The 599-nt window shown below is 39.7% G+C and carries 1 protein-coding gene; it reads left to right on the top strand.

Going from position 1 to position 599, the window contains the following annotated elements; translation table 11 throughout:
- Positions 1 to 599, top strand: a 599-nt coding sequence (locus tag ACRCJ0_RS18490) for an HAD-IC family P-type ATPase (protein WP_431391636.1), incomplete at both ends; no start/stop codon positions are given.

Below are 599 nucleotides of genomic sequence, written 5' to 3'. Positions count from 1 at the left end.
ACAACACCATTACAAGAAAACATGAACGGGTTAACTCGTTTCCTAACTTATGCAATTGTTATTATTGCCGTTGTTATTTTCTTCCTAGGTTTATTGCGTGGATTTGACTGGATCACAATGCTATTAACTGCAATCTCAATTGCCGTTGCTGCACTTCCAGAAGGTCTACCTGCTATCTCAACTATTATCCTTGCATTAGGTACTCAAAAGATGGCCGATCGTCGTGCCTTGGTACGTAAGTTACCTGCGGTTGAAACACTTGGGGGTACTGAAGTTATCTGTTCAGATAAAACTGGTACCCTAACTCAAAACAAGATGACTATCGAAAAAGTTTACTACAATGGTGAATTACACGATGCATCTGAAGACATTGACCATAACGAACCTGTTTTCCGAGTTATGAATATGGCCAATGACTCTACAATCGCTAAAGATGGTTCATTAGCTGGTGACCCTACTGAAACTGCAATGATTCAATTCGGTTTCGACAAAGGTTACGATGTACGTGAAACAATCAAAGTTCAACCTCGTGTTGGTGAAGTACCATTCGATTCAGATCGTAAAATGTCTACTACTGTTCACGAAACTTTAGGTGAAGA

The sequence above is a fragment of the Aerococcus sp. L_32 genome, from assembly GCF_050689315.1.
This window is presented reverse-complemented; position numbering and strand designations above follow the sequence as displayed.